21 protein-coding genes and 1 riboswitch are annotated in these 24,508 nt (G+C 67.7%); of the genes, 13 read left to right on the forward strand and 8 right to left on the reverse strand.

The annotated features are described in order from the left end of the window. Nucleotides 1-43 precede the first annotated feature (43 nt). From IBX18_RS11165 to IBX18_RS11200, 8 genes are all read left to right on the forward strand, one after another. Nucleotides 44-784: an SDR family NAD(P)-dependent oxidoreductase gene (locus tag IBX18_RS11165; RefSeq protein WP_194833597.1), complete on the forward strand. Its 741-nt coding sequence runs from the start codon at nucleotides 44-46 to the stop codon at nucleotides 782-784. Next, on the forward strand, nucleotides 781-1,830 hold the full coding sequence (locus tag IBX18_RS11170; RefSeq protein WP_194833598.1) for an alcohol dehydrogenase catalytic domain-containing protein: 1,050 nt from the start codon (nucleotides 781-783) through the stop codon (nucleotides 1,828-1,830). Before IBX18_RS11165 ends, IBX18_RS11170 begins: the two co-directional genes overlap by 4 nt. 84 nt (nucleotides 1,831-1,914) lie before the next feature. Then, nucleotides 1,915-2,568 (forward strand): TetR/AcrR family transcriptional regulator, encoded by a 654-nt coding sequence (locus tag IBX18_RS11175; protein WP_194833599.1) that lies wholly within the window; start codon nucleotides 1,915-1,917, stop codon nucleotides 2,566-2,568. A 2-nt stretch (nucleotides 2,569-2,570) separates the two neighbouring features. Continuing rightward, nucleotides 2,571-3,860 carry an acyl-CoA dehydrogenase family protein gene (locus IBX18_RS11180; RefSeq protein ID WP_194833600.1) on the forward strand — a complete coding sequence of 430 codons (1,290 nt, stop codon included), beginning with the start codon at nucleotides 2,571-2,573 and terminating at the stop codon, nucleotides 3,858-3,860. 821 nt (nucleotides 3,861-4,681) lie between these two features. Beyond that, entirely contained in the window at nucleotides 4,682-5,215 is a 534-nt protein-coding gene (locus IBX18_RS11185) for a DM13 domain-containing protein (protein ID WP_194833601.1), read from the forward strand. Between the two features lie 277 nt (nucleotides 5,216-5,492). After that, nucleotides 5,493-6,038 (forward strand): HNH endonuclease, encoded by a 546-nt coding sequence (locus tag IBX18_RS11190; RefSeq protein ID WP_194833602.1) that lies wholly within the window; start codon nucleotides 5,493-5,495, stop codon nucleotides 6,036-6,038. A 24-nt stretch (nucleotides 6,039-6,062) separates the two neighbouring features. Beyond that, a complete protein-coding gene (locus IBX18_RS11195; protein WP_194833603.1) occupies nucleotides 6,063-6,338 on the forward strand; it encodes a WhiB family transcriptional regulator in 276 nt (91 codons plus the stop codon). Nucleotides 6,339-6,439: 101 nt separating this feature from the next. Continuing rightward, the gene (locus IBX18_RS11200; RefSeq protein ID WP_194833604.1) at nucleotides 6,440-8,107 is read left to right on the forward strand and encodes a VWA domain-containing protein; all 1,668 of its coding nucleotides are present in this window, start codon (nucleotides 6,440-6,442) and stop codon (nucleotides 8,105-8,107) included. 200 nt (nucleotides 8,108-8,307) lie between these two features. On the opposite strand, the gene gcvP is transcribed toward IBX18_RS11200, so the two are convergent. The 7 genes from gcvP to IBX18_RS11235 form a co-directional block, all read right to left on the reverse strand. Continuing rightward, on the reverse strand, nucleotides 8,308-11,130 hold the full coding sequence (gene gcvP / locus IBX18_RS11205) for an aminomethyl-transferring glycine dehydrogenase (RefSeq protein WP_194833605.1): 2,823 nt from the start codon (nucleotides 11,128-11,130) through the stop codon (nucleotides 8,308-8,310). A 149-nt stretch (nucleotides 11,131-11,279) separates the two neighbouring features. Beyond that, a riboswitch (glycine riboswitch) is annotated at nucleotides 11,280-11,379 on the reverse strand. A 265-nt stretch (nucleotides 11,380-11,644) separates the two neighbouring features. Next, nucleotides 11,645-12,238 carry a MerR family transcriptional regulator gene (locus IBX18_RS11210; RefSeq protein WP_194833606.1) on the reverse strand — a complete coding sequence of 198 codons (594 nt, stop codon included), beginning with the start codon at nucleotides 12,236-12,238 and terminating at the stop codon, nucleotides 11,645-11,647. Nucleotides 12,239-12,439: 201 nt separating this feature from the next. Beyond that, nucleotides 12,440-12,913, reverse strand: a complete 474-nt coding sequence (locus tag IBX18_RS11215; protein ID WP_069160942.1) for a bifunctional nuclease family protein — start codon at nucleotides 12,911-12,913, stop codon at nucleotides 12,440-12,442. 253 nt (nucleotides 12,914-13,166) lie between these two features. Next, a complete protein-coding gene (locus IBX18_RS11220) occupies nucleotides 13,167-13,961 on the reverse strand; it encodes a MerR family transcriptional regulator (protein ID WP_194833607.1) in 795 nt (264 codons plus the stop codon). A gap of 112 nt (nucleotides 13,962-14,073) precedes the next feature. Next, complete coding sequence (locus IBX18_RS11225; RefSeq protein ID WP_040734653.1) at nucleotides 14,074-14,559, reverse strand: FHA domain-containing protein; 486 nt, start codon at nucleotides 14,557-14,559, stop codon at nucleotides 14,074-14,076. Between the two features lie 168 nt (nucleotides 14,560-14,727). After that, nucleotides 14,728-15,126: a glycine cleavage system protein GcvH gene (gcvH, locus tag IBX18_RS11230; protein ID WP_194833608.1), complete on the reverse strand. Its 399-nt coding sequence runs from the start codon at nucleotides 15,124-15,126 to the stop codon at nucleotides 14,728-14,730. An 82-nt stretch (nucleotides 15,127-15,208) separates the two neighbouring features. Beyond that, complete coding sequence (locus tag IBX18_RS11235; RefSeq protein ID WP_135238101.1) at nucleotides 15,209-15,793, reverse strand: CDP-alcohol phosphatidyltransferase family protein; 585 nt, start codon at nucleotides 15,791-15,793, stop codon at nucleotides 15,209-15,211. A 245-nt stretch (nucleotides 15,794-16,038) separates the two neighbouring features. Here IBX18_RS11235 and IBX18_RS11240 point away from each other — a divergent pair, with 245 nt between their 5' ends. From IBX18_RS11240 to IBX18_RS11250, 3 genes are all read left to right on the forward strand, one after another. Continuing rightward, nucleotides 16,039-17,733, forward strand: coding sequence for a GMC oxidoreductase (locus tag IBX18_RS11240; protein ID WP_194833609.1), 1,695 nt, complete (start codon nucleotides 16,039-16,041; stop codon nucleotides 17,731-17,733). A 97-nt stretch (nucleotides 17,734-17,830) separates the two neighbouring features. Further along, the gene (locus IBX18_RS11245; RefSeq protein WP_194833610.1) at nucleotides 17,831-19,228 is read left to right on the forward strand and encodes a DUF2252 domain-containing protein; all 1,398 of its coding nucleotides are present in this window, start codon (nucleotides 17,831-17,833) and stop codon (nucleotides 19,226-19,228) included. A 102-nt stretch (nucleotides 19,229-19,330) separates the two neighbouring features. Then, complete coding sequence (locus IBX18_RS11250; protein WP_194833611.1) at nucleotides 19,331-20,224, forward strand: nuclease-related domain-containing protein; 894 nt, start codon at nucleotides 19,331-19,333, stop codon at nucleotides 20,222-20,224. Nucleotides 20,225-20,236: 12 nt separating this feature from the next. On the opposite strand, the gene IBX18_RS11255 is transcribed toward IBX18_RS11250, so the two are convergent. Then, on the reverse strand, nucleotides 20,237-22,627 hold the full coding sequence (locus tag IBX18_RS11255; protein ID WP_194833612.1) for a LuxR C-terminal-related transcriptional regulator: 2,391 nt from the start codon (nucleotides 22,625-22,627) through the stop codon (nucleotides 20,237-20,239). Nucleotides 22,628-22,916: 289 nt separating this feature from the next. On the opposite strand from IBX18_RS11255, the gene IBX18_RS11260 reads away from it, so the two are divergent. Then, nucleotides 22,917-23,540, forward strand: coding sequence for a phosphatase PAP2 family protein (locus tag IBX18_RS11260; RefSeq protein WP_306796227.1), 624 nt, complete (start codon nucleotides 22,917-22,919; stop codon nucleotides 23,538-23,540). 35 nt (nucleotides 23,541-23,575) lie between these two features. Then, nucleotides 23,576-24,421: a TIGR03619 family F420-dependent LLM class oxidoreductase gene (locus tag IBX18_RS11265; RefSeq protein ID WP_194833613.1), complete on the forward strand. Its 846-nt coding sequence runs from the start codon at nucleotides 23,576-23,578 to the stop codon at nucleotides 24,419-24,421. The last annotated feature ends 87 nt before the right edge of the window (nucleotides 24,422-24,508 follow it).

The following is a 24,508-nucleotide window of genomic DNA, read 5'->3' on the forward strand; positions in this document are numbered from 1 at the left end:
TAATGTACTGATCGGAACATTTTCTCAGCTGGCGGGAGTGTGTGTGTCGCTCAGGAACAAGGTCGTCGTGGTGACCGGCGGTAGCCGGGGCCTCGGCAAAGAGATGGTGCTGGCGTTCGCCGCGGCGGGTGCGGACGTGGTGATCGCCAGCCGCAAACTCGACAGTTGTGTGACACTCGCCGAGGAGGTGCGCACCACCCACGGCCGCCGTGCGCTGCCGGTGGCGTGCAATGTCAGCGACTGGGCGCAGTGCGACGCACTGGTGGAGACCGCGTACGCCGAATTCGGCCGGGTCGACGTGCTGGTGAACAACGCGGGCCTCTCGCCCCTCTACCCGAGCCTGGATCAGGTCACGGAGGCCCTGTTCGACAAGGTGATCGGCGTGAACCTCAAAGGGCCGTTCCGGCTCTCCTCGCTCATCGGCACCCGAATGGCGGCCGACGGCGGCGGTTCGATCATCAACATCTCCTCGATCGAGGCGGTCCGGCCTGCGCCGTTCGCACTGCCCTACGCCGCGGCCAAGGCCGGATTGAACACGCTCACCGCGGGTCTCGCGCAGAGCTTCGGACCGACGGTGCGGGTCAACACGATTCAGTGCGGCGCCTTCGCTACGGACATCTCGAGGGCATGGACCGACGAGATGCGCACGCACCTCGACACTCTCAACGCCCAGCAACGGGTCGGCCAACCGCACGAGATCGTGGGCGCCGCAATATTCTTCGCCACGGACGCCGCTGCCTTCTGCACCGGTGCCACCCTCGCACTGGACGGCGGTTGGCGATGAAAGCACTGACTTACCAAGGCCCGCGGCAGATCTCGTACTCCGACGTGCCCGACCCCACCCTCACCGCGCCGGACAGCGCGATCATCCGGGTCACCGCGACCGGCATCTGCGGCAGCGACCTGCATATCTACGGCGGGCACGGGTTCACCGACAAGACCGGCTACAGCGTCGGCCACGAAGCCGTCGGAGAGATCGTCGAACTCGGCCCGGAGGTGCGTCGCCTCGCGGTCGGCGACCGGGTGCTGGTGGCCGCGTCCGCCGGATGCGACCGCTGCGCCAAGTGCCGGGTCGGCATCGTGGCCGCCTGCGAGCGCACGCCCCTGGCGATCGACGCCTGCTACGGGCTCGGTGGCGCATTGCCCGGCGGACAGGCCGAGCTGCTCGCCGTCCCGCACGCCGACGGAAACCTGGTGCGGCTGCCCGAGGAAGTCAGCGACGCCGCCGCGGTGGTGCTCACCGACAACGCACCCACCGCTTGGTACGGCGCCCGGCGTGCGCGCATCGCGCCTGGCGAGACCGTTGTCGTGATCGGCCTCGGCCCGGTCGGGTTGATGGCGATCCAGTCGGCGTTCGCGATGGGTGCGGCGCGGGTGCTCGGCGTCGACCTGATCCCCGAGCGCCGCAAGCAGGCCGCCGAACTCGGCGCCGAGCCGATCGAAGCCGAGGACCCCAAGCTCGCGATCCGCGACATGCTCGACGGCGGCGCCGATGTCGCGATCGAAGCCGTCGGCGCCGACGCCACCATCAAACTGGCCATCAGCGCGGTCGGGCACCGCGGCCGGGTGAGCGTCATCGGCGTCAACCAGAACCGGGCCTACCCGTTCCATATGCCGCTGGCTCAGGTCAAGGAGCTCGAGTTCCATATCGGACTGTGCTCGATCCAGTACGAGCTACCCACCTTGCTGAAGCTGACCGCGGCGGGCAGGCTTCGCCCGGAAGCCGTTGTCACCCATCCGCTCCCGATGTCCGAGGGCGCGGACGCCTACCGGTTGTTCGCCGAGCGCGCCGACGGGGTGAGCAAGGTCGTGCTGGACCCGACCCGATGAGTCCCGCATCGCGCTCCACGCGGGAGATGAGTCGCTGCCGACATCGCGTCGGCGGCGGACCCGACCGGGCGCGGTGGTGAGCCCATGACCCGGGTACCCGATGTTGCACCGACCCGCCGTCGCGGCCGCCCGCCGGCCGCCGAGTCGACGGCGGGCGATACCCGGCAACGCATCGTGCGCGCCGCAGTAGAACTGTTCGCGGAGAAGGGCTTCCACGGCACCGGTGTCGCGGAGATCGGCGACCGCGCCGACGTGCAGCGTGGTGCGCTGTACTACCACATCGGCTCCAAAGAGGAACTGCTCTGGCAGATCCTGCACGACTACATTCAGCTGATGCTGGTCGACGCCGAACGCATCACCGCGAGCGCCGACGACCCGATCACCAAGCTGCGCAAGCTGATCCACAGCCACGTCGGCCTGATCATCGATCACCGCCGCGAGGTCGCGATCCAACTGCGCGATGTCACCGCGCTGAGCGGCGAACGCGGTGCGCAGCTGCAAGAACTCCGCGACCGGGTGCAGCATTGCTGGCAGCGGGTGTTCGACGCGGGCCACGCCGCCGGACTGTTGCGCACCGACGACCACGTGGTCACCAACAGCGTGCTCGGCATGCTGAACATGGTGACCTTCTGGTATCGGCCGCACGGCGAGCACTCCCCCGCCGAGATCGCCGACATCCTCGCGACCACCTTCCTCGACGGCGTGGTGAGCACGTCCGACAACCACACGAAAGGCTGACCATGGCTTGGGATTTCGAGACCGACCCGGACTTCCAGCAGAAGCTGGACTGGGCGGCGGAATTCGTCCGCACCGAGGTGGAGCCGCTCGACCTGCTCTACCCCAATCCCTACGACCGCACCGACAAAGAGGCGATGGCGCTGATGCGCCCGCTCAAGGAGCAGGTCAAGGAGCAGGGGCTGTGGGCCTGCCACCTCGGTCCTGAGCTCGGCGGCCAGGGCTACGGGCAGATGAAGCTGGCCCTGCTCAACGAGGTGCTCGGCACGTCGTTCTGGGCGCCGTCGGTCTTCGGCTGCCAGGCACCGGATTCCGGTAACGCCGAGATCCTCGCGCACTACGGCACCGCGGAGCAGAAGGCGAAATACCTGGAGCCGCTGCTGGCCGGCGAGATCGGCTCCTGTTATGTGATGACCGAACCCACCGGCGGCTCGGATCCGACGACGTTCAAGACGCGCGCCGTGCGCGACGGCGACCACTGGGTGATCAACGGCGAGAAGTGGTTCAACTCCAACGCCCAGTTCGCCAGCTTCCACATCGTCATGGTGGTCACCAACACCGAAGTCAGCCCGTACCAAGGCATGTCGATGTTCATCGTGCCCGCCGACACCCCCGGGCTGGAGATCGTCAAGAACTTCCACGTGCACGGGTTCAGCGAGCACGAGGGCCACCTGCGCTTCACCGATGTCCGCGTCCCCGCCAACCACCTGCTCGGCGCCGAAGGCCAGGGCTTCATCGTCGCGCAGACCCGCCTCGGCGGCGGCCGCGTGCACCACGCCATGCGCACGGTCGCGTTGGTGCGCAAGGCCTTCGACATGATGGCCGAACGCGCCGTCTCCCGTCCGATGCGCAAGGGTCCGCTGGCCGGTCTGCAGATGACCCAGGAACGCATCGCGGACAGCTGGATCGAGATGGAGCAGTTCCGCCTGCTGGTCCTGCGCACCGCGTGGCGCATCGACAAGGAACAGGATTACCTGAAGGTGCGCAAGGACATTGCCGCCATCAAGGTGGCCATGCCCAAGGTGATGCACGACATCGCCCAGCGCGCACTGCATCTGCACGGCGCGATCGGCGTCAGCACCGACCTGCCCTTCGTGGACATGATGAACTACGCCGAGGTGATGGCGATCGCCGACGGCCCCACCGAGGTACACAAGATCACCCTCGCCAGGGAGGTCCTGAAGGACTACGCGCCAGGCGATCCCGTCTACCCCAGCGGCTACCGCCCGGCCCTGCGTGACAAGGCCCGCGAGCTCGTCGCCCAGCGCCTCGAACACATCGTCGGCAACCTGTAGGACGCGCGCCGGACCTCGGCGTAAACCGTCGAGGTCCGCGACTCTATTGTCGACCAAGCGACAGATAGGGCAGCTTCGGTCAGTGCGCCACCGCCATGTACCAACCGACGCGGAGTCGGACGGTGAACGGGACACGGTGGCGGAGAACTGCGAGTGGCGCCGCCGTCATGTCCCACACGACGCGGGGTCAGCTGGTGAGCGGGACACCGTGGCGGGCTCGTGGGCTGGGGGTCCATCCGTCCATGCTGGCCACCGCTGACTGCGGTTTTCGTTCTGGTGGTTATGAAGAAGGTCGATTCGATGTTGCCCGGGTCAGGCCGAATTGCTGTGGGCCAGCGGACTCAACTCAGCCCGACACACAGGAGGGGGCGGCGGGGGTTCCTGAGTCGCCGAGTACCCGAAAAGGTTCACCTACCAATGTATTCGCCCCGATAGTGCTGAGCGCGTCGTGTGCCGTACCCGGCTTTCCCCTTACGGTCAGGTGCGCGGGGGTCAGTTCCAGCGTGGCTGGCCGGCTGTGGTGGCGTCACGAGAGTTTCCGAAGCAAGTCAGGTGTGAATGGCCAGCTCCAGCCTGGGTAGTTTGGCTGACCGCTGTTACCTGACGGGGCTTTGGGGATCGGGCAGAGTCAAATGGTCGTTGGTGGAGATCACATAGCCACCATTTCACTCTGCTCGATTCCGACAAAGACCATTTGACTGTGCTCAACTCGGCACACACCGATCGGTTGACACCACATCCACCAGCCCCATGACCAAGTGGGGGCAATAACCGCGGGGGCGGTGTTGAATGACATGAGGCGGTCGTCCGAAGGAGGAACCATGGTGTCCGCACGCAAGATCGCGCGTTCCCCGATCACCTGGACGCTGGCCGTTCTGCTGGTGATCGGGCTCGGCGTGGGGCTGGCGCTGACTCAGCCGTGGCGGCTGTTCACCAACACCACCGTCAACGAGGCCGCACCCTCGGCCACCGCTCCGGCGGCGCCGGGTGCGACCGCCCAGCCGCGCACGCTCGCGCGCGGCAGCCTCATCTCGCACGAGCATCAGACCTCCGGCTCCGTGGTGATCCTGCAACTGCCCGACGGCAGCCGGGTGCTGCGGCTCGAGAACCTCGACACCTCCGACGGCCCCGACCTGCACGTCTGGCTCACCGACGCCGAGGTGCTGGAAGGTAAGGCGGGCTGGTTCGTCTTCGATGACGGCACCCATACCGATCTCGGCAGCCTCAAAGGCAACAAGGGCAGTCAGAACTATCCCATCGCCGCCGACACCGACCTGTCGGCACTGACCAGTGTCACGATCTGGTGCGAGCGATTCCGCGTCTCCTTCGGCGCCGCCCAGCTCCAGAGCGCCTGAGTCCGGAAATAAATGACCCGACAGCGGTAGGTCCGTTATGTCACCATGGGATTCGACGATGATCACCAGGTAGCGGTGATCGACGAGCGTATGGAGAGGAGGAGGTGGCGATGATTCCGATGAAGGCGAATGCCGCTGCGGTGCACCGATTGTCGACCGGCAAACCCGCATTCGACCGACAGCTGAGCTGCGGACATGAAGCCGGCCACCTCCCGGCCGATAGCTGACCGCCCTCCTCGCCCGCCCGCTCGACCTCTCCCGAAACATGGTGATTCCCATGCCATTTCGCCATGCCGCCGAACCTGCGGCACTCACCCCCGACAACTGGATACGCACCGGCGTGCTGGTGCTGAACGCCTCCTACGAGGCGCTCGACATGATCAGCGCCGACCGGGCCGTCGTGCTGCTGCTGGCGGGCGCCGCGGAGTCGATCGCCGACCGGGCACCGCACTTCCCGGTCCGCTCGAAGCACTTCGAGGTGCTGCTACCGGAGACCATCCGGCTGCTGCGCTACGTGTACATCGAGCACAGCGCGCGGGTACACGACGAGAGCCGGGCCACGCTGGCCGGCGTCCTGCGCCGCGACCGGAACCGGTGCGGCTACTGCGCCGCCTGGGCCCGCACCGTCGACCACATCCGCCCGCGCAGCCGGGGCGGCCCGAACACCTGGAGCAACCTCGTCGCCTGCTGCGGGCCCTGCAACACGACCAAGGCCGACCGCACCCCGGAGGAAGCGGGCATGCGGCTGCTGTGGCAACCCAAAGCACCCAACCACCACGTGAAGCAACAGCGGCAGATCTGGAAGCAGCTCGCCGCCACCTGACCCACCGAGAAAGGAGAGATCGCGATGACCGTTCGCAACCAGACCGCCGCGGTCGCGGAGCTGACCCTGGCCGAGCTGCTCCCGCTCTCGGACTCCCGAGAGTGGCATCGGGCGGCCTGCCGGGGTGATCCGCATCACGAGGCGTGGTTCCCGTACCCGTCGCAGGACTTCGACTACGCCCGCGGCGTCTGCGCGGGCTGCCCCATTCGCGCGGCCTGTGCCGAATTCGCCGCCCGCACCGGACAGTCCGGGGTTTGGGGTGGTCACGAGTTCGACCGCGGGCAGCTGATTCGCCCCTGAACACCGCCGCCGTGCCGCCGCGGGCACGGCGGCGGGCGTTTCGCGGCGGCTCGCCGATCTCGGCGAGCCCGCAAACCGCAGGTGAACATACACTGTGCAGCGTGGGCACTCATCGCAGCGGAGCCAGATCCCGAGGCATCAGCAAAGGTCCGGTTATCGCAGTGGTCGCCATCGTGCTGCTGGTCACCGGGGTCTTCGCATGGTTCCAATTACGGGACCGGGCGGCCGACGAGGACAGCGCCGCCGCGGCGGAGTGCGTGTCCGGCCCCTCGACGCTGTATGTGACCGCCGATCCGGACATCGCCACGCTGGTCCGCGCCGCCGCTGACCGGTACAACGCGACCAAACCACACGTGCGCGACCACTGCGCCCAGGTCGCGGTGACCGCGCAGCCCTCGGCCGCCATCGCCGCCGCCTTCACCAGCGGCAAGCCATGGGACCAAACCCTCGGCCCGCAACCGGTGCTGTGGATCCCCGATTCGTCGCGCTCGATCGAGGCCATGCGAGTGCCCGGGCTGATCGAAGGCACGCCCGCACCCATCGCGGTGAGCCCGATAGTGCTCGCGGTGCCCGACGAATTGCGTGGCGCGCTCGACCAAGCCAAGACCACCTGGGCGGATCTGCCACGCCTGCAACAGGGTTCGCTCAGCGACATCGGCCTGTCCGGCTGGGGCGGCCTACGCATGGCGCTGCCGCCCGGCGATGCTTCGCTGGCCGCCGCCGTCGCCGTCGGGTCCGCGGTCTCCGGCGCCGAGCCGCTCACCGAGCAGGCCGCACAGTCCGGCCAGGCCGTGTCCGCCATCTCCGGACTCGCGGCCGGCGCACCCGAGGCACCGCACACCGCCGCGGCGTTCGGCATCATCGCGAGCGCGCCGCAGACCGCCACCGTGCACGCCGTCGCCACCACCGAACAGCAGGCGAAAACCCAACCGGGACTTACCGTCTACCAGCCGACCGGTGCCGCACCGGTCGCCGACCACCCCGCCGCGCTGATGTCCGGCCCCTGGGTGGACAAGACGCAGAATCTGATCGGCGGCCTCTTCGCCGACTTCCTGCGCGCCCCCGAGCAAGCCCAAACGTTCACCGCCGCAGGCTTCACCACCGCGGCGGCGACCACCCCCGTGCCGGCACGCGCCGCGCTCGACAAAGTGCGCGACACCATGGCCAATCCGGTGCTCGGCGTGCAATCCACTGTCCTGGTGGATGTCTCGGCGTCCATGACGACCACCGACGGTTCGATGACCCGGCTAGCGAATGTCCTGGCCGCCCTGAACTCCACGATGACCGTGATGCCACCCGACTTCGGCCTCGGCGTCTGGACGTTCGGCAAGAACCTCGACGGCAACACGCCGTACAAGGTGCAGGCCGCCACGGCTCCCCTCACCAACGAGCAGCGCACCAAGCTCAGCACAGCCTTGAATGCCGTGCGCGCCAGCGATGTTCGCGCCGATCAGGCTTACCCGACACTGATCGCCGCGTACAAGAACGCGATCAAGGAGTACACCGCAGGCCGCACCAATTCGGTGCTGCTCATCACCGACGGGCCCGAGGACGACTCGACGGTCACCGGCGCGAAACTCGCCGGCGACATGGCCGCCGCGATCGACAAGGCCCATCCGGTGCGCGTCGATATCATCGTGATCGGCGGGCAAGGCACGCAGACGCTGAAGAGCATCTCCGAGCAGTCCGGCGGCACCTACACCCGCGTGGCGACCTCCGACGATCTCAAATTCGCGTCCGCCGTCGTGCAATCCCTCACCACGCCGTAGCGAACTCTCCCGCAACGGCTTTCGCACGCTACAGCGCGTGCGGGAAGTCAGCAGCCTGCGCCGATGCATCAGAGCAGCTTGCACCGTGCCCGCCCTTAGACGCACAACTCGCCGCCCAGATGAAGGCGCCCTCCAGCTGATTCAGCTGGAGGGCGCTTTCGTTGGTCAGTCGGCAGAAACGACTGCCTACCCGGTCCCTGTCACTCGGCGTACGCCTCGAGCGGCGGGCACGAGCACACCAGGTTACGGTCGCCGTAAGCCCCGTCGATCCGGCGCACCGGCGGCCACACCTTCGCCCGCGAATGCCCGAGACCCCGTGGGTAAACAGCGGTTTCGCGACTATACGGGTGCTCCCATTCCCCGACCAGGCTGGCCGCGGTATGCGGCGCACCACGCAGCGGGTTGTCGGTAACCGGCCACACCCCGGCCGCCACCTGATCGATCTCCTTACGGATCGCGATCATCGCCTCGATGAAATCGTCCAGCTCGGCGAGGTTCTCGCTCTCGGTGGGCTCCACCATCAACGTGCCCGCCACCGGGAAACTCATCGTCGGCGCGTGGAATCCGTAGTCCGCCAGGCGCTTCGCGACATCATCGACGGTGACACCGGTCTGCTTGGTGATCTCCCGCAGATCCAGAATGCACTCGTGCGCGACCATGCCGTGCTCGCCGGTGTAGAGCACCGGGAAGTACTCGTCCAGCCTGCGCGCGATGTAGTTGGCCGACGCGATCGCCGTCAAGGTGGCGCTGCGCAGCCCGTCCGCGCCCATCATTCTGATGTACGCCCAGGTGATCGGCAGGATCGAGGCGGAGCCGTAGTTCGCGGCCGACACCGCGTGCGAGTCGGTCACCAGCGGATCGCCCGGCAGGTACTGCGCGAGGTGCGACCGGACCGCCACCGGGCCGACACCCGGACCGCCGCCGCCGTGCGGGATGCAGAACGTCTTGTGCAGGTTCAGGTGGCTCACGTCGCCGCCGAACTTGCCCGGACGAGCAAGGCCGACAAGAGCATTCAGGTTCGCGCCGTCGACGTACACCTGACCGCCCGCGTCGTGCACCAGCTCGCACAGCTCGGCGACCTCGTGCTCGTAGACGCCGTGCGTGGACGGGTAGGTGATCATGATGCAGGCCAGCCGGGCGGCGTGGTCGGCGATCTTGGCCCGCAGGTCGTCCAGGTCGATATCGCCGTTCTCGCGGCACTTGACCACCTCGACGCGCAGCCCGGCCATCGCCGCCGAGGCCGCGTTGGTGCCGTGTGCGCTGGACGGGATCAGGCAGGTATCCCGGTGGGTGTCACCACGATCCAGGTGGTAGCGCCGGATCGCCAGCAGGCCCGCGTACTCGCCCTGGCTGCCCGCGTTGGGCTGCAGGCTCACCGAGTCGTAGCCGGTGATGGCGCACAGCCACTGCTCCAGATCGGTGATCACCTGCAGCAGGCCGGGGGCGTCCTCGACCGGCGCGTACGGGTGCACGCGGGCGAAGCCGGGCCAGGTGATGGCCTCCATCTCGGCGGTCGCGTTGAGCTTCATGGTGCAGGAGCCGAGCGGAATCATGCTGCGGTCCAAGGCGATATCCTTGTCCGACAGCGACCGCAGGTAGCGCAGCATGGCGGTTTCGGTGTGGTACTTGGTGAAGGCCGGGTGGTCGAGGAAATCGGAGGTGCGGTTCTCGATCGCGGCGACCGGGGCCGGCTCGCTCTGCTCGGCCGACAGTGTGGTGCCGAAGGATTCGAGCACGGCCGCGACATGCGCCTCGGTGGTCGCCTCGTCGCAGGCGATGCCGACATGATCGGCGTCGACCAGGCGCAGGTTGATCCCGCGCGACTTCGCCTTCGCGACAACGGCTTCCGCACCACCGGGCACGTGCGCGAGCACGGTATCGAAGAAGGTGTCGTGCACGACCGCACCGTCGAGCCCGGCGGCGATGGTGGCCGCGTGCCGGTGCACGCGGCGGGCGATCTCGCGCAGCCCGTCGGCACCGTGGTAGCTCGCGTACATCGCCGCGACGATGGCCAGCAGCACCTGCGCGGTACAGATGTTGGAGGTGGCCTTCTCGCGCCGGATGTGCTGTTCCCGGGTCTGCAGCGCCAGCCGGTAGGCCACGTCACCGTCGGCGTCCACCGAGACGCCGACCAGTCGGCCCGGCAGCTGCCTGGCATACGCCGTGCGCACTGCCAGATACCCGGCGTGCGGCCCGCCGAAGCCGAGCGGCACACCGAAACGCTGGGTGGTGCCGAAGCAGACGTCCGCGCCCTGGTCGCCGGGCGAGGCGATCAGCGTCATCGCCAGCAGGTCCGCGCCGACCGCGACCAGCGCGCCACGCTCGTGCGCAGCGCTGATCAGCGACGTCCAGTCCACTACACGGCCCGAGGCGCCGGGAGCCTGCACCAGCACGCCGAAGAACTCACCCTCGGGCAGCTCGCCGCCCGCCAGGTCAGCCGGAACGAGCTCGATACCCAGCGGCTGGGCCCGGGTGGTCAGCACGGTTTTGGTCTGCGGGAACAGATCGGTGTCGATGACCAGGCGCGCCGACTTGGACCGGCTGGCCCGGTGCAGCAGGGTCATTGCCTCGGCGGCCGCGGTGGCCTCGTCGAGCATGGACGCGTTGGCCACGTCCATGCCGGTCAGCTCCGACACCATGGTCTGGAAGTTGAGCAGCGCCTCGAGCCTGCCCTGGCTGATCTCCGGCTGGTACGGCGTGTAGGCGGTGTACCAGGCCGGGTTCTCCAGCAGGTTGCGAACGAGCACCGGCGGGGTCAGCGTGTCGTAGTAGCCGAGACCGATCATCGAGGTGGCCACGGTGTTCGAGTGGGCGAGCCCGGCGAGTTCGGTGAGCACCTCGTGTTCGGTTGCCGCGGGCGGCAATCCGGAAAGTCCGGAGCCGTCCAGGATGGTGGCCGGCAAGGCCTTCGTGGCGAGCTCGTCGAGCGAGCCGACGCCGACGACGTCCAGGATCCGGGCGAGTTCGCCCCGGTCGGGTCCGATGTGGCGATCGGCGAATGAGCGAGTCACGGCAGCTCCCATGGGGTCGGGCGGGTCGACGGCGGTCGACGGGTACCAGCCCTCCCCCTCTGTTTTGTTGCCTGAGAGATTCGGACGCTGCGGCCTACTCGAAGGCCGAGCCCCTTTCCCCATCGGCGGGCAGCCCGAAGCCACCGCTTTCCAGAGGCGCCCAAGCCCGCACGGTCCCTGTTGCCTGAGAGATTGACGGGGAGGTGCTGCTCCTTCGGCGCCCGGACTCTGACGAACCCAGGACTCTCCCGCACGGCGTTGGCGCGCCACCAGTTTAAGCCGATGACACGCCGGAACGTGTCACTGGTCCCGTCCCGGCGGTGTCGCGCTCGTCACGTGCAGGTCAGGACCGTTCCAGCAGAAACATAGTTAGATGCGCATATCTACTTAACGACATGTTCTTTGGAACTCCATAAGCCGTGGCCGGGTCCCCGCCCGCTGCACCAGAAATCAAGTGCCACACAGCACAACACCCCGCTACCCTCGACATGTCGGGGAGACGGGGTGTTGTTTCGGTTGGCTACTCTTAACCGGTCTTGCGGCCCATCCGCGCCTTGCGGCGATAGGACAGCTCGTCCTCCGGCCGCTCCGTCACCGCGGACGCGCGTTCCGCGGGGAAGTTGGCGATGGCGCCGGTGAGTTCGTGCATGGCTCCGCTGATGGCGATGCCGAAGACGCCTTGCCCGCCCTGCAGTAAATCAACTACCTCCTCGGCCGAGGTGCACTCGTACACCGAGGTACCGTCGGAGAACAGGGTGATGCCCGCGAGGTCCTGCACTCCCCTGCTGCGTAGGTGGTCGACCGCGATGCGAATGTTCTGTAGCGAGATGCCCGCGTCGAGCAGCCGCTTCACGATCTTGAGGACGAGGATGTCCTTGAACGAGTACAGCCGCTGGCTCCCCGAGCCTGCGGCGCTGCGGATGGAGGGCACCACCAATCCGGTGCGCGCCCAGTAGTCGAGCTGCCGGTAGGTGATCCCGGCCACCTGGCATGCACTGGGTACCCGGTAGCCGACCAGATCGTCGGGAACCGAGTCGTCCGGGAACAGGCCTGGCTGTACCACATCCTGCGATTGCTCTGCCACTGACCACTCCCTTGCTTCGCCGACGGCTAGCCTCATCGATGACCCGGCTCCGTTTCGACCACTGCTTGTACTGACGACCTGGCCAAAACGGACGTGGCCCAACTATCGAGATTACTCCCCTTGATTGTCCAGGGAGCACCATCATCGAGCCAAACGCGACGCGCGGTTGAAGTCTCGACCTCTGGTTCAGCTCCGCGCGTCGTCGGCGTGGCGGCACCGGGGCGGCGGATGGGCCGGTCAGCTGTCGGTGGCCTTGAAGTCGTCCGGTGAGACGGATTCGAGAAATTCCTTGAACTTCTCCACCTCATCCTCGCGCTCGTCCGGCATGACCAGCCCGGCTTCCTCGAGCACCGGCTCCTCGGCGTAGATCGGGCAACCGACCCGCAAGGCGATCGCTACCGAATCCGACGGCCTGGCCGAGATGTGCAGATCGTTCTCGAACACCAGGTCCGCGTAGAAGGTGCCTTCCTGCAGGTCGACGATGCGCACCTCTTTGAGGGTATGCCCGAGCTCGGTGATCAGGATCTTGATCAGATCGTGGGTCAGCGGGCGGATCGGGGTCACCCCCTCCTGCTCCAGCACGATCGCGGTCGCCTCGGCCTGCCCGATCCAAATCGGTAGGTACCGATCCCCCGATACCTCACGAAGCAGCAGCACGGGTTGGTTCTGTGGCTGCTCGACACGAATGCCGATTACACGCATTTCACTCATGCCAGCACCTCGCTCACGAAATTTCGCCCCGGCACGCGCGACACACGCTGTGACATGATTCGTTCGCTACGCTCACTCATCGCACTGCCTCCCAATACTCGCCGGCCGCCCGGCACGACCACCGCCCAGCTCGCCGTACCAACGAGTCTAGGCGAACCCGCGCGGGTGCAGTGATCGGTGTGCACAGCCGAAATCGGCGTGTTGGATGACCGAAACATGGCACGGATCGCGCGTCGGCGGTCGAACGGGATGTTCAGCCGCCCAGCGACGTCCGCACCGACGACTTCACCAGACAGGTGTGCAACGTCAGCGACAGCGCCGCGAGTTCGCGCACTGTTTCTTCGGCGCGGGCGCGGGCACCGGCGTCCCGGCTCTTCGCGATGGGGGCGGCGATCTGTGCGACCAGCGCGGCCTCCCGATCGGCGGCCAGCTTGAACGCACGCAAATGCCGTGCCTCCAAACCGAATTCGGCCATCGCCTTGGCGGTCCTCGCGAGCGTCACGTCGTCGCCGTCGAAGAATCCGGCCGGGCCGGGCGTGATGAGATTCGCGCGAACCAGATCGTTGAGGAAGGTCTCGTCGATGTCGGCCTGCGCGAGCAGATCGGCGCGGGTGAGCCGTATTTCGTGATCGAAACGCAGATCATCGGGGGAAATCTCGCTGGGCACCACGCCGAGCCTCCTCGGCGCCGCGGCACCGTTCCGATTTCCGCCGGGAGCGGCCGGGTGCTCGGAGTCGGACGCTGCCGACTCCGACGCACCCGCACGGCCGGAGTGCGCCCGGGCGCGGGCTTCGCGCACCCCGAGCGTCGCCGCACCGCTGTCGATCGCTTCGAGTTGTTCCTTGATCACCTTCAGCGGCAGGTACTGATCGCGTTGCGCGGTCAGCACGAACCGAAGCCGTTCACAATCGGCGACGGAGAATCTGCGGTAGCCCGAGGGCGTGCGCTCCGGCCGGATCAGGCCTTCCGCTTCGAGGAAGCGAATTTTGGAGATGGTGACGTCCGGAAAATCCGGGCGCAGCAGGTCGAGCACGGAGCCGATCGACATGCCTCCGCGGGCCCACTGCGCCGCGCCCGTCACTGCGCCGAATCCGTCACGACACCGAGTTCCTTCATGACCCCGAGCCCTTCACGTCTCGAAAGAACCCAGCGTCGCGTGCTCATAGGCTGCCTGCACCCGCAGACGGCTCGTTCACCTGGGCCCGCGGTCCGGTGAGGAACACGAGACGGAACTTGCCGATCTGTACCTCGTCGCCGTTCTGGAGTTCCGAGGAGTCCACCGGCTCCCGATTCACATAGGTGCCGTTCAGGCTGCCCACATCGACAACCTGGAACGAATCGTCGTCCTGGCGGAACTCGGCATGCCGACGGCTGACGGTGACGTCGTCGAGAAAGATGTCACTGTCGGGGTGGCGGCCCGCCGACGTCGTCGGCTGATCCAGCAGGAACCGCGAGCCCGCGTTCGGGCCGCGCTTGACGACCAGGAGGGCCGCACCAACGGGCAGACCCTCGACCCCTTGGACCGGCTGTTCACCGGTCGGCTCTCCGGAGCGCGACGCGTCGACCTCGTTCAGGAAATCCGCGCGGAAGACCGACGTCGTCTCGGCCGCGGTCTCCCCGTAACCCGGGTCTTTGTTCTCGCTCACCGTTTCTCTCCTCCTCGAACCTGATTATCCATGCAAGCAGGTGATACCTGTGGCACCACGACCTGCCGTCGAGTCCCTAGATTCCCGACAATGACTGTCGGCGCATCTGTTGGCATTGACCGTACCCTGCCAGGGCGTGCCCGTGCAGGTAGAACCGGGAAGGCTGATTCAGCCCCCGATAACTCCTTGATAACCTGCCGCATCCAGCAGTTCACCGAGGGTGGTGTCGAGGCCCGCGGCGTCCGCGATCTCGAGTTCGAACAACCATCCGTCGCCGTACGGATCGGTGTTCAGCGTTTCCGGCTGCTGCACCAGATCCTCGTTCACCGCAACAACTTTCGCGGCGATCGGGGCGTAGATGTCGGACACGCTCTTGGTCGACTCGACCTCGGCGATGCTGTCCCCGACGACGACGTCCTTGTCGGTTTCGGGCAGCTGCACGAACACAACGTCACCGAGTTGAGACTGTGCGTAGTCGGTGATGCCTACCCGAACCCGGGTCGGGCTGATCCGCTGCACCCACTCGTGCTCCTCGGTGTAGCGCAGATCTTCGGGGGTCTGGGTCACAGGCCGTCCGTCCTTTCCGTTGTGATCGTGTGGGCGCAACTCTATGCGAGGGTCGAGACAATGTTCGACTCGACGCCGTCGGTCAGGTCGAGCGGTGTGGCACAGCCGGTATCGCGCGGGCGACGGCGATCGCCTTACCGGTGTAGAGCAAGCCGGTCCATACATACACAGCCGTGCCCCAGACCAGTAATGCCCCACCGAAGGCGCGTCCGAAACCGTCCAGCGCCCAATCCATCTCCCCGGCCAGCAACCAGGGCAAGGCCGACATCAACGCGAAGGTGGCCGCCTTGCCGAGATAGATGACATCGGGCGGGGGCAGATCGCGGCGTTTGTAGACCGAGAGCGTCAGGGTGAGCACCAGATCGCGGCCGACCAGGATGACCGCCACCCACCAGGGGATCAACCCACGGATCACGAACGCCGCCAAGGTCGTCACCAGGTACAACCGGTCCACGAACGGATCGAGCAGAGCACCCAGGCGCGAGGACTGATCGAGCAGTCTGGCCAGCTTGCCGTCCAGGAAGTCGGTCACCCCGCTGGCGATCAGCAGGACGAACGCCCAGCCGTCGGCGTGTTCGACCAGCAGCAGCCACAGGAACAGCGGAACACCCAGCAGCCGCACGACACTCAGGACATTCGGGACGGTGAGGATGCGGTCGTCGAACACACCGCCTGCCGCGCCGTCGGTGTCGGCGCGCTCCCCCGGTTCCGTGGTGCCCGATTCGGTTGTCACGCCCCGTGCTTACCGCACCGGACCCGTTCGACGCCATCCGGGCACGCCGGTTTCCGCGATATCGCCGGGTAACGATGGTTTCCACCACAGCCCGCGCGGTGACAGAATGAGTATGAAATCGTCTCATCTGCCGGTACGGTGAGTGACCGGCCCGATGGGCCGGTGAACGAGAGGAAGTCATGCCCGCATTCGACTACGACGTGGTGGTGATCGGCTCCGGATTCGGCGGCAGCGTGAGCGCGCTCCGGCTGACCGAGAAGGGGTATCGGGTCGGCGTGCTCGAGGCGGGCAGACGCTGGCCCGCCGAGGACATCCCCAAGTCGAATTGGAATGTGCGCAAATCGATTTGGGCGCCGCGACTGGGCCTGACCGGACCGCAGCGGATCAGCGTGCTCGGCAAGTGCGCGGTGTTCTCCGGCGCTGGCGTCGGCGGCGGCTCCCTCATCTACGGCAATACCCTGTACGAGCCGCTGTCGAACTTCTACACCGACAAGCAGTGGGCCCACATCACCGACTGGCGGGCCGAACTCGCGCCGTATTACGACCAGGCCCAGCGAATGCTCGGCGTGGCGCCGAACCCGCGGCTGACCCCGGCCGACGAGGTGATCCGCGAGATCGCCGAGGACCTCGGCGTCCCCGAGACCTTCCATCCGACCAATGTGGGCGTGTTCTTCAACGAGAGCGACCCGGGCGCCGAAGTGGACGACCCCTATTTCGGTGGCGTCGGCCCCCGCAGGCGCGGCTGCGTGCACTGCGCGCAGTGTTTCACCGGCTGCCCGCACAACGCCAAGAACACCACCACCACGAACTACCTCTACCTGGCCGAACAGGCGGGCGCCGAGGTGCATCCGCTGACCACCGCCACCGAGGTGAGGCCGCTGCCCGAGGGCGGCTACGCCGTGCAGACCGAGCGCTCGGACCGCTGGGTGCGCAAGGAGCGCAAGACCTTCACCGCCGAGCAGGTGGTCTTCGCCGGCGCCGCGCTCGGCACGCAGAAGCTGCTGCACAAGATGCGCGACGAGGCAGTGCTGCCGCATCTCTCGCCGCGCCTTGGCGAGCTGACCCGTAGCAACTCCGAGGCGATCCTCAATGTGGTGAGCCGCTCGCGTCGCGACTTCGCCGAGGGCATCGCGATCACCTCGTCGATCCATCCGGCCGAGGACACCCACATCGAGGTGTGCCACTACGGCAAGGGCCAGAACGCACTGTTCCCGATGTCGGTGCCGATCGTGGACGGCGGCGCGTTCCGGTTCCTGCGCTTCCTCCTTGCCATCCTGGTGCATCCGCTGGTGTTCCTGCGCAGCCTCAATGCCAGGCGCGCCTCGGAGAAGTCGGTGATCCTGCTGGTCATGCAGTCGCTGGACAACTCGCTGACCTCGTTCCGCAGGCGCGGGCTGCTCAAGACGAAACAGGGCACCGGCGAGCCCAACCCGACCTGGATCCCGATGGCGCACGACATCGGCCGCCGGTTCGGTGAGAAGGTGCACGGTGACACGCACGGGCTGGTGATGGACGTGTTCAACATCCCGGCGACCGCGCACTACATCGGCGGCTGCGTCATCGGCGACACCCCGGAAACCGGTGTCGTCGACCCGTATCAGCGGGTGTACGGCCACCCCGGCCTGCATGTCGCGGACGGCTCCGCGGTGACCGCCAACCTTGGTGTCAACCCGTCGCTCACCATCACGGCGCAGGCGGAGCGGGCGATGGCGTTCTGGCCCAACAAGAACGAGGCCGACCCGCGTCCGGAACTCGGCGCGGCATACCAGCGGATCGCCCCGGTGCCGCCGAAGCAGCCCGTGGTGCCCGAGTCCGCCCCCGGCGCGTTGCGGCTGCCGATCACTCCGGTGGATCGGACGGTGCCCGCCACCTGAGACCGGTGGTGCCGCAGCCGACAGCTGGGGTTATAGCCGTCCGAACGTGGTGAAACCGACACCCGCGCAGGCTCCGGCAACCGCTAGCGTCAGCAGCGTGTCAGACAGTCGTATCGATCTACGCTCCTACGTTCCCGCGGCGGAGGTGCGTGCTCGCGGCGAGGCCGTGCGCGAGCGCGTGCCCGTCGACGCCAGGGATCGGGCCGCCGAGGGCGCTCGGCGGCCCGATGTGCTGGAGTTCATCGCCGCGAGCAATGCGGGCAGGCTCACCCACCTGGTGCCGCTGCGGATCGGCCGGATGATGGCGTCCCCGTTCACCTTCTACCGCGGCGCGGCCGGGCTGATGGCCGCCGATCTCGCGGACGGACCCGACACCGGGCTCACCGCTCAGCTGTGCGGCGACGCGCACGCCGCGAACTTCGGCCTGTACGGCACGCCACGCGGCGAAATCATCATGGACATCAATGATTTCGACGAGACCATCGCCGGGCCGTGGGAGTGGGATCTGGAGCGCCTCGCGGCCAGCCTGGTGCTGGCGGGCCGGGAAAGCGGTGCGGGCGAAGACGACTGCCGCACGGCCGCTCATGACGCTGCCCGCGCCTACCGCCTCGTGGTGGCCCAGCTGGCCGAGCAGCCGTTCCTGGAATCGTGGAGCGCGCTGCCCGACGAATCGGTGCTGGATCAAGCCGCCGCGCACGACCTGATCGACGACTTCAAGAAGGCCGCGAAGAAGGCGCGCAAGAACACCAGCGCGAAGGTGGTGGCCAAGTGGACCGAACGCCTCGACGATCACCGGACCGGCATCACGAAGCACCGATTCATCAGCGACCCACCGGTTCTCACCGCGGTCGATGATCGGCTCGCGGCCGCGGTCACCGACGGCCTGGAGCGCTACGCCGACACGCTGCGCGAGTCCCGGCGCAACCTGCTCGCTCGATTCGCGGTGTCCGACATCGCCTTCCGCATCATCGGCACCGGCAGCGTCGGCCTGCACACCTATGTCGCGCTGCTGCACGGCAACGAGGGCGAAGACCTGGTGCTGCAGCTCAAGCAGGCCAATCCGTCCTCGCTCGCCCCGTTCCTGCCCGCGCCCCGGCCGAAACACGAGGGCAAGCGAATCGTGCAGGGCGCCAGGCTGGTTCAGTCGGAGACCGATATCCTGCTCGGCTGGACCAGTGTCGACCCGACCGGCGACGGCACCGAAATCCCGTTCATCGTCCGCCAATTCCGCAATCTCAAAGGCAGCATCGACCCGGCCGGGCTGTCCGCGTCGGACCTCGACGACTACGGCAGGCTGGCCGGCGCGCTGCTGGCCCGCGCGCATGCGCGCTCACTCGATCCGCGACTGCTGGCGGGCTACCTCGGCGACGACGAGCGGTTCGAGAACGCGGTCGCGAATTTCGCGGTCCGCTACGCCGACCGCACCGAATCCGACCATGCCGCACTGGTCGAGGCGGTCAAGGCGGGCAAGTTCGCGGCCGAACTGCCGCAGTGAGCGCGGCACCAACACGCCGACTGTTGCCATGAGGGCGGCGAACTCGCCCGCGCACCTCGTATCCTGTGCACTGTCGAGTGTCGACGTGAAGGGCGGTCGTCAATGCTGGTGCGAGTGCAGAACGCGGCGGGCACCAATGCCGAGCGGGCGCTGATCGATTGGCTGCGCACCTGGAAGGACCCGGACAGTCCGCACGGTGTCGCCACCATCAACTGCAGTCTGTTCCACCGGGATCGGCTGCACCAGTTCGACGCGGTGGTGTGGACGCCGACCAGCTGCGTGGTGATCGAGGCCGAGGCGCTGGTGGCCCGGCAGGACGGCGTGCTGGAGATCCCGCTCAACGGTCAGTGGACGATCAACGGCGACCCCGCCGCCACGGAGGGCCGGGACCGGCGCACGCCGCTGGAGAAGTCGCGCGAGCACACCTTCGCGTTGCAGAGCTGGCTGGCCGACCGCGGCCTCGGTCAGCGCGCGGTGCACGGTCTCGCGCTGGTGGTCCCGCTGCGCGGGGCCGAGCTGACGATCAAGCAGGCCTGGAGCGACCCGAGCTTCGACGTGATCCTCGGCGACGATCCCGGCAGGCTGCGGCACTACTTCGACTCGCTCGCCGAGCAGGAGAAGCACCTGTGGACGGCCAACGATGTCGCTATCGCCTTCCGCGGCCTCGGCATCCTGCCCTACCTGCCCGCCCCCCAGGAGCTGTTGAACGAGGGCTTCCTCGGCCCGATCGACATCACGCTGTGGCACGGCGGGCCGAATCAGGCGCAGGCCGAGGCCTATGCGGAGGAGCTGGCGCAGGCCGAGCGGGAGGCCCAGAAGCCGGTGTACGCGGTTGCGGCGCCGTGGTACAGCCCGTGGAAGCTGTACCCGCGCGAGACTCGCGACATGGATTTCGGCCGGGCTTTCATGCGGATCACGCTGGCGGTGGGCATGGTGATCGCCTTCGCGTGGGTGCTGTGGTTCGTGATCAGCGTGGTGCTGACCTACGGGCCGTAGTCCGGCTCGGGGCTATGTCTTGCGCGCCACCGTGATTCGCGGCAGCTCGTCGTGCGCAGGTTCGCCGCGCCCCGCCCGCTCGGTCGCGGGCTGCGAATCCCGTTCCACCACCAGCGCGACGTGCAGCCGTGACGGACAGTCCAGCTTGATCATCACCTGGCGCACGTGATTGACGACGGTCCACTCCGAAATCCCCAGCTGAGTGGCGATCATCCGGTTGGTCAGGCCGGTGGCGACCAGCCTGGCGATCTCGCGCTGCCGGTTGGTCAGCGCGGCCAGCGGCGATCCGTCCGGATCGGGTAGCGTCGGGCCGGCACCGGCATAGGCCACCGCATCCGCGAGGCTCATCTCCCCCGCCTTGCGCATGATCTCCCGGAACCTGCCCTCGCCCAGGGCGTTTCGGTGGTCCGCTTCACGGGGCGCCGGATCGTCCGCGCCCAGCTGCGGTATACCGTGCGTGGCCCGCAGCTGCCTGGCCGCGAGCATCAGCGTCACCGCTGGTTCGGCGTACTCGACACCGGCCGCGTCGTAGGCCATGGCGCAGCCCTCCAGCGCGACGATCGCCTGCAGCGCATGCATTTCCAGATCGTCTTCGGCTAAATTCTCGCGATAGAGCGACTGGGCACGGTGCGCGGTCAGCGGGCCGATCTGCGTGCGCGCCAACGTGTTCAGTCCGATCAGCCGCACCGTACTGTCCAGACCTCGGGCCCGGCCGCACAGCTTGGCCAAGATCTCGGTGTCGCGCGTCGGCGGTTCCGGAATACGCAGCAGCATGGCGGAGCCTCGGAGCCGGGACGGCCACGGGCCATCGAGTTCGTCGGCATACCGCGAGGCCACGGCCACCTGCGCGGTGGCGGCCGCCCGTTCCCCGAGCCCGATCAGCACCGCGATCAACACCACGGTGACCCGGGCCGCGTCGACGTGTTCGCCGAAACGGCGGTACGCGGCAGCCGAATTCGTCAGCAGCCCGACCGCCCGCCGTAACCGCCCGGATCGGCCGGCCCAGGTGCCGAGCACCTCGAGGCACAGCGGCGCGGTCGCACCGGGATCCAGCGTGCTGCGGTCGCTCATCTCCAGCGCTTTGGCCAGGACCGACTCCAACTCGGACTGATAGCCGTACTGGATCCAGGCTGATTCCAGCTGGGCCGCCAGGTGCACGGCACGTTCCGGACGCCCGGTGTCGATCAGATAGTGCACCGCCGCGAGAAAGTCCACGATCTGCTTGCCCGCGGCCGCCAACGCGTCCGCCCGGTGCTCCTGCTGGTCGAATCGGGGTCCGATGTGCTCGGCGAGCCGGCACAGCCGGTCCACATGATCCTCGCGGATCGCGGTGGCGTGCAACGGATCAGCGGCGAGCACGTGGCGGCAGTAGGCGCGCACGGTGGCGAAGAGCCGGTAGCCGTGCCCGTGCGGCCCGCTGGACAGATGGTCCAGCAAGCTGCGCTGGACCAACTCCGCCATCGCGATGGTGGTTTCCTCCTCCGGCTTACCTGCCACCAGGCAAGCGATATCGGTGTCGATCACCGACCGGTACAGCGACAGGCGCAGCAGCAGGTCGAGTACCTCCGGGGTGACACTGCCCAGGCCCCATTCGACCGCGCCGTGCAGGGTCCGATGCCGCGCGGGCACGTCGACGAAGGACGGCGACCGCAGGTCCGCGCCCGCCTCGATGCGGTGCAGGGTGCGCACCGGGCCGATCCGGGCGATCGAGCCCGCGGCGAGTTCGATGGCCAGCGGCACGCCGTCGAGCTCGCGCACGATCTCGTCGAGCACCAGCCGATCGGCCACCGCGGCCGTGCCCCGGTAATGGCTGTCGATGCTGTCGAGCAACAGCTGGGCGGCGGGCGCGGAGCCCGGGTAGTAGTCGACGGTGTCGCAGCCCGTGCGCAGCGGACGCACGCACAGCACGCATTCGCGGTACAGGTTGAACGGGACGCGACTGGTCGCCACGAGCACCAGGTTCGGGCAGTGCTCCAGCAGGCGCGCCACATCGGTGGAGATCTGCTCGACCACCCGATCGCAGTTGTCCAGCAACAGGATTGCCCGGCAGGTGCCGATCCTGGAGGCCAGCACGGCCAGCGCCGCGTCCGGGTCGAGGTCTTGCGGTGCGCAGGCCAGCGAGCGACGACTCGCCTTCGCCAGCACCGCGTTCCACGTGCTCGCCCGGTCGGCACACTCGCCGAGATCGACCATCGCATCGAGGCAGCCATGGAACGCGCTGTCCGAGAGCGCCTCTCGGGCCAGCCGGGATTTGCCCACACCGGCGGTACCGGTGAGGGTGAGCAGCCGGACCCGGGGATCAACGAGCAGTCGACCGACCTCGGCGAGCTCAGCGGCCCGCCCGATGATGGTCGGAAGCCGATATGTGCCTGCCAGCGTAGGCCGGACCTCATCGCCCACCATGGGTACCTCTCAGTCACCTGCCACGGACCGGACGACCGCGCGAAATACGCCCGAGCCACAGTGCATCCAGGCCGACCGAGCCGAGATTTCGATCGGCGAACCGGAATGTTCACTGATCGAATACGACGATACCAAGACCTCGCAGCGTCGCGAGGTTTTCCACAGATCTCCGAGTTGACCTGGGGCTGCGGCGGTTTCGACGGCCCACCGAGTTCGGTCGAACGACCATCGACTTCTCCCCCAACCCTCGGTCGGGTAGCAAGGACCTGTCAGTAGTTATGGTCGACCGGTGTTCGGACTACGGCAAGACGTCAGCACCGGGGGCGCGCTCCGGCTCGGCGGCATCGCACTGGGCGGCACCGTCGCCGCCGTCCTGCCCGCGACCTTCCCGTCGGACGGCGGTCCGACGTCGCTCGATCGCGATCTCGCCGCCCCGATCCACTCGGCGCTCGACACCCGGCCGGGCATCTACCAGGCCTTGGTGGTGCCCAGCAACGCCTACATCCTCGTGCCACTGCTGCTGCTCGCCGCCGCCTGGTTCGGCTACCGCGGCCGATGGCGGCGGGCCGCGACCATGGTGGTGGTGCCCGAACTCGCGCTCGGTCTCAATACCTGGCTCTGGAAACCGCTCTGGGATCGGCACTTACACGACTACCTCGCCTATCCCAGCGGGCACACCGTGCATCTGGTCGCGATCGCGACAACGTTCATCGTGCTGATCGATTCGATCCGGGCTCGGCTGATCGCGCTCACGGTGGCGGTGGCGACACTGCTCGCGGTGGCCGTCGGCATGGTCGGACTCGATTACCACCTGCCGACCGACATCATCGGCGGCACGGCGGCGGCCATCGCCATGGCGCTCGCGCTGTGCCTGCTCGCGCAAACCCTTGGTGCCGATCGAGAAAGATGGTAGAACTTGTTCTAGTTCAGCCGATGGGAGCGTGTGCGGTGCGGTACGGGATTGTGTTGTTCACCAGCGATCGAGGCATTACGCCCTCGGCAGCGGCGGCGGCCGCCGAGGATTCCGGTTTCGACACGTTCTACGTGCCGGAGCACACGCACATCCCCGTGGTGCGGGCCGCGGCGCATCCGCAAACGGGCGATGCGAGCCTGCCGGACGACCGGTATCTACGCACCCTCGATCCCTGGGTGGCGCTGGCTACCGCGGCCGCCGTGACGAGCCGGATCGGCCTGTCCACGGCGGTGGCGCTACCCGCCGAGCATCACCCGATCACGCTGGCCAAGACCATCGCCTCGCTGGACCACCTGTCCGGCGGCCGGGTCAGCCTCGGCGTCGGATTCGGTTGGAACACCGACGAACTCGCCCATCACGGGGTGCCGCCGGGCAAGCGCAGGACGGTACTGCGTGAGCACTTGGACGCGATGCGCACCATCTGGACCGAGGAAGAGGCCAGCTTCGCAGGCGATTTCGTGAACTTCGGCGCGAGCTGGTCCTGGCCGAAGCCGGTGCAGAAGCGGATACCGGTGCATCTCGGCGCGGCGGGCACCGACAAGTCGTTCACCTGGCTGGCCAAGCACGCGGACGGGTGGATCACCACTCCGACCGAAGACGGGGTGGACACCAAGATTGCCCTGCTGCACCGGATCTGGCGCGAGCACGACCGGGCGGGCACGCCGGAGGTGATCGCGCTGGCCGGTCGGCCGGACCCGGCGCAGCTGGCGCAGTGGGCCGAATTCGGCGTCACCGAGGTTGTTTTCGGGGTGCCGGATCGGTCGGCGGATGAGGTACTCGCCTATCTGGGCCGGCTCGCCGGGAAACTCGGCATCGGCTGACAGACCTGCGACACCCAGACCGCGGTACGCCGTGCCGTGGTGACGGCGGGTTGCGATGCCGACGGCCCGCGCACCCTGTCGAGTGCA

It is taken from the genome of Nocardia sp. XZ_19_369, assembly GCF_015355715.1.
Lineage (GTDB): Bacteria > Actinomycetota > Actinomycetes > Mycobacteriales > Mycobacteriaceae > Nocardia.

What these genes read in the sequence shown, in the direction of transcription:
- IBX18_RS11170 (WP_194833598.1), top strand. Translation starts at nt 781, where the DNA reads ATGAAAGCACTGACTTACCAAGGCCCGCGGCAGATCTCGTACTCCGAC.
- IBX18_RS11175 (WP_194833599.1), top strand. Translation starts at nt 1,915, where the DNA reads ATGACCCGGGTACCCGATGTTGCACCGACCCGCCGTCGCGGCCGCCCG.
- IBX18_RS11180 (WP_194833600.1), top strand. Translation starts at nt 2,571, where the DNA reads ATGGCTTGGGATTTCGAGACCGACCCGGACTTCCAGCAGAAGCTGGAC.
- IBX18_RS11185 (WP_194833601.1), top strand. Translation starts at nt 4,682, where the DNA reads ATGGTGTCCGCACGCAAGATCGCGCGTTCCCCGATCACCTGGACGCTG.
- IBX18_RS11190 (WP_194833602.1), top strand. Translation starts at nt 5,493, where the DNA reads ATGCCATTTCGCCATGCCGCCGAACCTGCGGCACTCACCCCCGACAAC.
- IBX18_RS11195 (WP_194833603.1), top strand. Translation starts at nt 6,063, where the DNA reads ATGACCGTTCGCAACCAGACCGCCGCGGTCGCGGAGCTGACCCTGGCC.
- gcvP (WP_194833605.1), bottom strand. Translation starts at nt 11,130, where the DNA reads ATGGGAGCTGCCGTGACTCGCTCATTCGCCGATCGCCACATCGGACCC.
- IBX18_RS11210 (WP_194833606.1), bottom strand. Translation starts at nt 12,238, where the DNA reads ATGAGGCTAGCCGTCGGCGAAGCAAGGGAGTGGTCAGTGGCAGAGCAA.
- IBX18_RS11215 (WP_069160942.1), bottom strand. Translation starts at nt 12,913, where the DNA reads ATGAGTGAAATGCGTGTAATCGGCATTCGTGTCGAGCAGCCACAGAAC.
- IBX18_RS11220 (WP_194833607.1), bottom strand. Translation starts at nt 13,961, where the DNA reads ATGTCGATCGGCTCCGTGCTCGACCTGCTGCGCCCGGATTTTCCGGAC.
- IBX18_RS11240 (WP_194833609.1), top strand. Translation starts at nt 16,039, where the DNA reads ATGCCCGCATTCGACTACGACGTGGTGGTGATCGGCTCCGGATTCGGC.
- IBX18_RS11250 (WP_194833611.1), top strand. Translation starts at nt 19,331, where the DNA reads ATGCTGGTGCGAGTGCAGAACGCGGCGGGCACCAATGCCGAGCGGGCG.
- IBX18_RS11255 (WP_194833612.1), bottom strand. Translation starts at nt 22,627, where the DNA reads ATGGTGGGCGATGAGGTCCGGCCTACGCTGGCAGGCACATATCGGCTT.